Origin of the sequence: Pseudomonas sp. SDI (assembly GCF_003105155.1) — a bacterium.
Classification (GTDB): domain Bacteria; phylum Pseudomonadota; class Gammaproteobacteria; order Pseudomonadales; family Pseudomonadaceae; genus Aquipseudomonas.
Map to the genome: position 1 here is coordinate 189,063 of NZ_QETK01000003.1, position 9,602 is coordinate 198,664.

Genomic DNA, 9,602 nt, shown 5'->3' on the forward strand with positions numbered 1-9,602 from the left:
AGGGGAAATCTCTTAAGACTTAGTCTTATAGAGAGGAACGATAGCACATCGCCTGCTGGCGTCGCGAGCCGCTGGCAGGCGCCGAAAACGCCGCCCGACAGGGCTTAAACGCGCTCCAGCATCAAGCCGGACAAGCGCTTGACCTTGCGCCGTACTGCGTCCTCGAAAATGCCCGCGCGTGGCTCGACCAGGCTGAAACAATCCTTCGCGCGGGTAATGCCGGTATAGATCAGCTCTTTGGTCAATACCGGGTTAAGCGCGTCGGGCAGCACCAGCGCAGTGTGCGAAAACTCCGACCCCTGAGATTTGTGCACGGTCATGGCGTATACCGTTTCTACCTCGTTCAGCCGGCTGGGCAGGACAAACCTTACGCCACCACGACCGTCGTTACGCGGGAACGCCACCCGCAACAGGCCGTCCGGGGACTGGGCGTCGGGCAAGCGCAGGGCGATGCCGATATCGCCGTTCATCAGGCCCAGACCATAGTCGTTGCGGGTCATCAGCACCGGCCGGCCTTCATACCAGGGCAAGTCACCCTCGATCAGCCCGGCCTTGCTCAGCACCCGGCCGACTCGCTGGTTCAAGCCCTCGACCCCCCAGGGGCCCTTGCGCACCGCGCAGAGCAACTGGAAGCGCTCGAAGGCCTGCAATACGCGCAAGGCCCAAGCGTTCCACTGAGGGTCGTCCGCTGCCAGGCGCGACGACGGGCGGTGCTGGCGGATCACCTGCAAGTATTCCCGGTAGCCCTCGGTGCCCTGGCCGTCGCGGTTCAGACCGTCGAGCACCAGGCGATCCAGCTTGCGATCCTGCTCGTTGCTCAGCGACAGGCTGAATACATCGCCGAAGTCACCCTTGCGCAGCAGCGCGCGTGCCTCCGGCGCCAACTGCCGATTGACCAGCCGCGCCAGCTGGCCGATGCCGCTACCTTCGCCGAAGCGCCGCGAATGGCGCAGCATGACCACTTGCTGGGCCAACGGATGGCGCACCGCATCGCCACTGTTCAGCTCGCTGGCCGCCAACGACTCGCCGCTCACCTGTTCCAGCCAGGCCTGGGTCGAGGCACTGTAGAAACCGTCTTCGGCATCCCGGCACAGATCGCCGAGCACCGCCCCGGCCTCCACCGAGGCCAACTGGTCCTTGTCGCCGAGCAGAATCAGCCGGGCATGCGCCGGCATCGCCGCCAGCAGGTTGGCCATCATTTCCAGGTCGATCATCGACGCTTCGTCGACCACCAGCACGTCCAGCGGCAACGGGTTGCCCGCGTGATGGCGGAAGTGCCGCGAGCCGGGCCGGCTGCCGAGCAGGCGGTGCACCGTGGAGACGTCACTAGGGATGTTGGCGCGCACGGCCGGGGCTACCTGCAAGCGCTCGACCTGCTGGCCAATCGACTCGGTAAGACGTGCGGCCGCCTTGCCGGTCGGCGCCGCCAGGCGAATGCGCAGCGGCCGCCCGGCATCCACCGCCGGCGCCTGCAACAGGGCCAGCAGGCGTACCACGGTGGTGGTTTTGCCAGTGCCGGGGCCGCCGGTGATGATGCTGAAGCCGCTACGGGTGGCCAGCGCGCAGGCGAGTTTCTGCCAGTCGATCAGGCCCGCTTGGGCGCCGCCTTCGAACAGCTGATCGAGCCGCGCGCGCAGGTCTGGCGGGGTTGGCTCGGCCTGCTGCAGGCGTTCGCGCAAGGCGCCGTCGATGCGCCGCTCGTAGGTCCAGTAACGGCGCAGGTACAGGCGGGTGCCGCTGAGCACCAGCGGCCGTTCGGCGTGTGCGACCAACTCGCCCGCGGCAACCAGCGCACTGGCCTCGAGCTGTTGGCGCCAGGTCGCCAGCTCAAGGCGCTCCAGCAACTGCGATGGCAGCAGCAAGGGCCCGGCCAGGGCGTCGCCCTCGGGCGGCAGCGACAAGGCGAAATCCGGCTCGGCAAGGGTTTCGCCCAGGTCCAGGCAAACGTGCCCATGGCCCAGCTGATGGCTGGCCAGTGCCGCCGCCAGCAGCACCAGCGGGTTGCCCTGCGGCGCGCGCTCCTCCAGGAAGCCGACGAAGGCACGGTCCAGCGCGCGCAGCCAGCCGCGCTCGACCCAGCGATCGAGCAACGCCAGCAGGTCGGCGCTGCGCTCCAGCGGCGCCAGCGCGGCCAGGTGGCCGGCGTCGAGGGGTGTTGGCAGCAAGTCGTCGAGGCGGCGGCTCATTGGCAATCTCCGAACAGGTCATGTTGCGTGGGCTCGCCGACGCCCTGGAACAGCGCGTCGAGCCGCTCGATCAGCGCACGCGGTGGCTTGATGAAGGTCACCCCGCGGCTGGCCGAATGCACACCGCGCAGGAAGATGAACAACGCCCCCCCGACATGCCGGTCGTAGTCGTAGTCCGCTAGGCGCGCGCGCAACTGGCGGTGCAGGGCCAGCAGGTAGAGCACGTATTGCAGGTCGTAGCGGTGCTCGAGAATCGCCGACTCCATGGCCACTGCGCTGTAGGCCATGTCGTCCGGGCCGAGCCAGTTGGATTTGTAGTCGGCCACGTAGTAACGCCCGTCGTGCTCGAACGCCAGGTCGATGAAGCCTTTGAACATGCCATTGAGCAGCGCCTGCTGCGCCGCCGGGCGCGACGTGCCCTCATGGGTGTACTGACACACCAGGCGGTCGAGCAAGAGCACGTCGACCTGATGGCTGGCGAACCAGAATTCCATCTCGATCTGGTAATGCGCCAGTGCCTGCAAGGTTACCGGCGAGCTGTCTTCGGCCAGCGCCAGGGGCGCCGCCAGCAGTTGCTCAAGCCAGTGGCCGAGGGTGTTGATCCAGCCGGTCCAGTCACGGCGGTTGCAGCGCTGGGCGACCGTGTTGTGCAGTTGCTCCGGCTGCGCGGCAACCTGCCCGAACCCTTCGCGCCCGGCCCACTCCAGCAAGCCGTGGAGAAAGGTCCCGGGGTTGGGGCCACGCGGGAAGCGATGGATATCGCCGGCGATGGCTGGCACCTCGCGCAGGGCATTCGGGTCGGCGGGCTCGTCGTCGAGCAGTTGCTGGGCCTGCGAACTGTCGTCGCTCAGGTCTTGCAGCGCTTCGCCGATGCGCAGCGCACTGTAGGAGGCAATCCACCAGTTTTCCGCCGCGCGGCGCTTGGGCTGGCGCAACGGCAGCAAGGTCGCGGTGTTGCGCGGGGCGCTGTAGCGTTGACTGTCGGCCGCCGGCAGCGGCTCATGGCTGATTGCCGGGCAACCCTGCTGCAATGCTGCCAGCCAGCCGTGCAGTGCCGTGGAACCGTTCAGTGCCGCACCACCGGCAAGCAGATAGCCGAGCGCGGAACGGTGCAGCATCGACTCCTTGCCGGTGCCGCGCTTGAGGTCGGCGACGCCGAGCCAGCAGGCATGCTGGGCGCGGGTCAGGGCCACGTAGAGCAGGCGCAGGTCTTCAGCCAGGCGCTCGTCGTCGGCGCGGGCAATCTGTTCGTCGTTCGGGGTCAGGGTCACATGGGCCTGGCCCAGCGCATCGTGCCAGCCCAACGGCAGGCGCTTGCCATCGACCGGCTTGGCCGTACAGATAAATGGCAGGAACACCAGCGGGTATTCCAGGCCCTTGGATTTGTGGATGGTCACCACCTTGACCAGTTGCTCGTCGCTTTCCAGGCGCAGGATCTGCTCCTCGCCGGTTTGCCCGGACAACGCCAGGTGTTCGGCCAGATGACGGATCAGTGCCTGCTCGCCGTCGAGCTCGCCGGCAGCCTGCTGCAGCAGTTCGGCCAGGTGCAGCAGGTTGGTCAGCGCCCGCTCGCCGTCGCTGCGCACCATCAATACCTGCGGCAGGCGGAAGTCGTGCAACAGGTGCCGGAGCATCGGCAATACGCCCTGGCGCTGCCAGATCTGCCGATAACCGCGGAACTTCATCACCCAGTCTTCCCAGGCCCGCTCGTCGTCGTTGAGGGTGGCCAGGGCGCTGAGCGGCAGGGCGAAGGTCATGCTCGCCAATGCGGCCTTGAGCAGGCGCTCGCTGTCCGGTTCGGCGCAAGCCTTGAGCCAGGCCAGCAAATCGTGGGCCTCCTGGGCGGCGAACACCGAATCCTTGTCGGAGAGGTACACGCTGCGCACATCGCGCGCGGCCAGTTCGGCGCGGATCAGCTGCGCTTCACGGCCATCGCGCACGAGGATGGCGATGTCCGACGGCCGACAGCCGCGCAAGCGGCCATCGGCCTGCTGGAAACCGCTGCGACCTTGCTGCCCGCCATTGAGCAAGGCGACGATCTGGCTGGCACAGCTGGCGGCAAGTTGCTGGCGATAGACTGCGCCGGATACCGGCGCTTCGCTTTGCAGGTGCCAAAGCTTGAGCGCCGCCTGCGGCTGACCGTCCAGGGCAAAGTGCTCCTTGCGCCCCTGCGCGCGCACTTCAACAAACGGCACCGGGTTGTCGTCCTGCTCGCGGAACAGAAACGCGCCACGGCCCAGCTCGCGGCGCTCGGCCTGGAGGAATATATGGTTGACCGCCGCGACCATCGGCTGGCTGGAGCGGTAGTTGGTGTCGAGACTGTGCAGGCGCCCGAGGGTGGCGCGACGGGCACCGAGGTAGGTGAAAATGTCGGCGCCGCGGAACGCATAGATCGCCTGCTTGGGGTCGCCGATCAGGAACAGGCCGGTGTCGCGCTGGTTCTCCTCGATGCGATAGATGCACTGGAAAATCCGGTACTGCACCGGGTCGGTGTCCTGGAATTCGTCGATCAAGGCCACCGGAAACTGCTCGCGGATCAAGCTCGCCAGACGCTCGCCGGACGGTCCGGCGAGGGCATGGTCGAGACGTTGCAGCATGTCGTCGAAGCCCATTTCGGCACGCCGGCGTTTTTCCAGTTCGAAGCGTTTCGACACCCAACTGGCGGCGTGCTCCAGCAGGCGTGCGTCCGGGCTCGGCAGCGCCTGCAACTGCTCGCGCAGACCGCACATGGCCTCCAGGGCCGGATGACGCGGCGGCTCGCCGACCTTCCAGGCCTCGGCCATGCCGTCTGGGGTCAGGCGACTGAAACCGGTACCGATATCCAGCTCCAGCGCGTCTTCGTCCTGGGCCCAGGCCAGCAGTTTTTCGCACCAGGGCTCAAAGAACCGCGCCTGCATCTTGCGGCCGTCGACCTGCTTGTTTTTCACCCCCTCATGGCACAGCGCAAGCAATTCCTGCGACCACTGCGCCCACGGTGCCTTGAGCATCGCCAATTGCTCGCTGCGCGCGCGCAGCACACGCTCGATCAATTCGGCGGGGTCGGCGTCGGCGTCTTCGCCGCGCACCCGCCCGAACATCGCGCGTACCCGTGGCAGCAGCGCCTCCGGGCTGCCCCAGTGAGCACGTACCCAGCTCAACGCGTCGCCGTGCATGCCATAGCAGAAGCGTCGCCAGTAATCGCGCATGACCTGGCCGAGCAGGTCGCTGTGATCGGTTTCCAGGGTCTGGGTGAACAGGCTGCCGCTGTCGAAGGCGTGCTCGCGGAGCATGCGCTGACACCAGCTGTGAATGGTCGATACGGCGGCTTCGTCCATCCACTGCGCAGCCACGTCCAGGCGATTGGCGCAGGCGGCCCAGGCGCTGCGGTCGAACTCGTCGCGCAGTTGCAGCAGCAGCGGATCGGCATCTTCCAACTCGCTGCGGAAGAACCGTGCGGCCTCGGCCAGGCGCGTGCGGATACGCTCGCGCAGCTCCTTGGTGGCGGCGTCGGTGAAGGTCACCACGAGGATCTGTGGCGGCAACAGCTCACGACCGAAACCCTGCTCGCCACCGTGGCCGAGCACCAGGCGCAGGTACAGCGCGGAAATGGTGAAGGTCTTGCCGGTGCCGGCGCTGGCCTCGATCAGTTGGCTGCCGTGCAGCGGGAAACTCAGGGCCAGCGGCGCTGGGCGGGTGTCGACGGTCATGGGCGCGCCTCCACGCTCTCCAGGGTTTGCCAACCGGCTTCGAACATCGGTCGGTACAAAGCCTCGCACCAGCCGTCGAATTCCTCGCTGGCGGTGAGGGCGGCAAAGTCGCTGTACTGCCGGGCCAGCGCGGTGCTTTCGCTGCGCTCGCCGGCACTGCTCTGGCCGTCGCCGTCATAGGCCTTGGCGGCAGCGGCCAGGGCTTTTTCCGGCTCGGGCTGGCCAAGCCAGGCGAAGGCGGTTTTCACCGCCACCGGCAGCGGCGCATTCATTCCGGCCTGGCGGGCCAGCAGCAGGTCGCCGAGGCGCTCGCTGGCGCGGGCCTGATCGAGCGGCTCCAGCAGCAACGTCACATCGGTAGCAACCACCGCGCTGCTCAAGCGATGGCCCACCGCACAGGCGGCAAGGTGCATGACCCAGGTGGCGACCAGACGGTGCCACTTGAGCGTGCGCCCGCTACAGATACCGTTGGGTAAGGTGGTGATGCTCAGCAGTGCCTGGTCGTCGCGCTGGTAGACCCGGCCGAGCCAGCCTTCGAGTTTCAACCCGCGGTGCTCGAAGCGAATCGGCAACGCACTGTCGACCAGGGTCGGCCATTGCTGCAGCAGGTGCGCGTGGCGCTGCAACAGGTCGGGCAGCGGCTCGACCAGCTCGGCTTGCAGGCACTCGCCGAACCCGGCCAAGGGCAGCAGACCGCAGCCTTGCAGGCGCCGGGCCTGGTCCTGCAAGGCCGCCGCGCTGTTCTGCGGATCGGCCAGCGCCGCGCCGAGCAGGCTTTCGCTCAGGCTGTAGCGTTGCAGGGCATCGAGTACGAAGGGCTCTTCATCAGCCAGCGGCGCTTCCACCGCTTCGAAAAACACCTTGAGCCGTTGGCTGAAGAAATGCCGCACCGGGTGGCGCAGGAAGTCTTGCAGCAAGGTCAGGCTCAACGGCTCTTCGGCGACGAAGGGTTCGAGTTCGTCCACTACCCTGGCCTGGCCCGCGACCGGCGCGTACAGCCCACGCCATTCGCTGGCGTAGCTGAACAGGTCGCTGCCTTCATGGAAGTAGCGCGCGCTGAACGGCTGCAAGGGGTGCTCGACAGTCAGCTGCTGCAGCAACTGCTCACCGGCATTCTGTTTACCGTCGTCGGCCGCGCCCTGCAGTCGCCAGCCCGAGGCGAGGTGATCGCGCAACTGGCCGATCAGCACCGAGGCCGGACGCTCGCTGTTGTCGCGGATGCTGCGCCCGACCCAGCTGACGTACAGCTGCTCGCGCGCCGAGAGCAGCGCTTCGAGCAGCAGGTAGCGGTCGTCTTCGCGCCGCGAACGGTCGCCGGGGCGGTAGTCGCTGCCCATCAGGTCGAAATCCAGCGGCGGTTGCGCCCGTGGGTAGTCGCCGTCGTTCATGCCCAGCAGGCAGACAATGCGGAACGGGATTGCGCGCATCGGCATCAATGTGCAGAAGTTCACCGAACCGGCAAGGAAGCGCTGCGACAGCTTGCCCTGATCGAGCCCGGCCAACCAGGCCTCACGAACTACCGTCAGTGGCAGCAGGTCTTGCAGGCCAACCGAATCACAGGTGTGCAGCCAGGTATCACAGAGGGTTTGCAGTTGCACCAGCAGGTAGTCGTCATGCTCGGTTTCGGGCAGGAAGAACACCTGCAGCATGGCGTTCAGCCGCGCGCCCCAGACCGGTGCCGGGGCTGGTTGGGACAGTTCGGCATGGGCCACCTCGAGTGCGTCGATCAGGGCCACGAGCGGGCCGATCAACGCCGCGTCGAGGCCTCCGATCTCGTCGTACGGCTCGATGCCGTCACAGCTACCGCCCGCTCCCACCGCGTACCCCAGCAGCATCCGCCGCAGGCCGAACCGCCAGCTGTTCTGCTCAAGGTCGTCGGGCAGGCCGAGGCCGGCACGTTGCGCGGCATTCAGACCCCAGCGCACGCCGGCACCTTCGATCCAGCGGTGCAGGGTAGGCAGGTCGCTTTCCTTGATGGCAAAGCGCGCACGCAAGGCCGGCACGTCGAGCAGGTCGAGAATCTCGCTGACTGGGAAGCGGCTGTCGGGCAACTTGAGCAGGTGCTCCAGGGCAATCAGCAGCGGATCGCGCCCGCGTTGGCCCTGGTCGGTGAGGGTGAATGGGATGTAGCGCGGGTCGTCACGGCGCAGTTGGCCAAATACTGCGCGGATGTGCGGCGCGTAGGTGTTGATGTCCGGCAGCATGACGATCACATCGCGTGGGCGCAGTGTCGGATCGGCACTGAAGCGGGCCAGCAACTGGTCGTGGAGGATCTCGACTTCGCGCTGGGCACCGTGGGCGATATGGAAGCGTACCGAACGATCCTGGCGCGGCTCGACATCAGGCCATTGCTCGCGCGTCTCGGCCAGCGGGCGCAGTTCGAGGATATCGTCCTGCAACTGGTTGAGCAGGGTGCGTGGGTCGGCCTCACTGAACAGGTCGATGCGCCCATCGCTGAACACACTGCGGTAGCTGCCCGGGTCGTCATAACTGTCGAGCAGGTTGATGTAGTCACGGCCCTGCTTACCCCAGGCCGCCAACAACGGGTGGGCGTGCTGGTGCAGGGTTTCGGCGTCGATCAGGGCCGGCATGCCCTGCTTACGCTGCTGGCGTTTGTACTGGTGGCGCAGCAGGTCCTTGTCGGCAACGATATCCGCCCAGTGATGGCGACACGGGTTGTGCACGCAGAGCAGCACCTGGCTGAAACGGGCGAGGCCGGCCAATGCTTCCAGCGTCTGCGCGGGCAGCGACGATATGCCGAAGACGATCACCCGCGAAGGTAGCCCGGCAGGTGCGGCGGCCAACGCGGCGATACGCTCGATGAAGCGCTGATGCACACCGGCCCGGCTCTCGGCCATGCCTGCGGCCCCCACGTCGTCCAACAGACGACGCCACAGCTCAGCCTGCCAGCAATTGGCTAGCGGCAGCGGTTTGGACTCGCCACGGACGTTGATCAGCACGTGGCGGCCGGCGGCCCACGCCTTGAGCCAGTCGGCGCGGAACACCTGATATTGGTCGAACAGGTCGGCCAGGCGCTCAGCCAGTTGGTAGCGCTTGCGCAGGTCGTTGTCGTCGGTAAGAAAACGCTGCAACGGCTCGAAATACGGCTGGTCGATCACCTCGGGCAACAGGCGCATCAGGCGCCAGGTGAGCGGGGCCTTGTCGAGCAGGGAGGTTTCGGGGATCTCTTCGCGGCCCAGCACCTTACGGTAGAGCTGCCACATGAAGGTGCCGGGCAGTTGCACGTCGATCGCGGCGGCGATGCCGCAACCGCCGGCATCATCGTCTTGCGGGTCTTCGGCCAGGGCCAGCTTGAGCCATTGGGCGATACCGTTGCTCTGCACCAGAACCACTTCGTTTTCCAGCGGAGCCAGGGGATAACGACGCATCCAGCTCACCACCAGATTGCGCAGCTCGTCCAGGCGGTTGCCGTGTACGACCATGAAACCTGGGTGTAGAGCGCTTTGGTGCGGCATGGCGTGTCCCTTGGGGCGGTGCAGTTAGGGGGGAACCTTAGCATGGCTTGGGGGCCAATCGCGGGACGAGCCCGCTCACACAGGGGGCTGCTGTGCTTTTATGTGGGAGCATGCTCGTCCCGCGATGGGGCCCACATAATTTTCAGCCCACAAAAACAAAACCCCTACCTGCTTAGCAGATAGGGGTTTCGGAATTTAATCTTGACGATGACCTACTCTCACATGGGGAAACCCCACACTACCATCGGCGATGC

General features: G+C 66.4%; 3 protein-coding genes. All 3 read right to left on the minus strand.

Annotated features, from left to right (window positions below; all coding sequences use genetic code 11):
• Window positions 1-104: 104 nt before the first annotated feature.
• Genes recD through recC form a run of 3 tightly spaced genes read right to left on the minus strand, consistent with a single transcriptional unit; the run spans window position 105 to window position 9,348 of the window.
• Window positions 105-2,186, minus strand: a complete 2,082-nt coding sequence (recD, locus tag DCO48_RS03365; protein WP_116549197.1) for an exodeoxyribonuclease V subunit alpha — start codon at window positions 2,184-2,186, stop codon at window positions 105-107.
• Complete coding sequence (gene recB / locus DCO48_RS03370; RefSeq protein ID WP_116549198.1) at window positions 2,183-5,872, minus strand: exodeoxyribonuclease V subunit beta; 3,690 nt, start codon at window positions 5,870-5,872, stop codon at window positions 2,183-2,185. Before recB ends, recD begins: the two co-directional genes overlap by 4 nt.
• A complete protein-coding gene (recC, locus tag DCO48_RS03375; RefSeq protein ID WP_116549199.1) occupies window positions 5,869-9,348 on the minus strand; it encodes an exodeoxyribonuclease V subunit gamma in 3,480 nt (1,159 codons plus the stop codon). Before recC ends, recB begins: the two co-directional genes overlap by 4 nt.
• Window positions 9,349-9,602 lie beyond the last annotated feature (254 nt).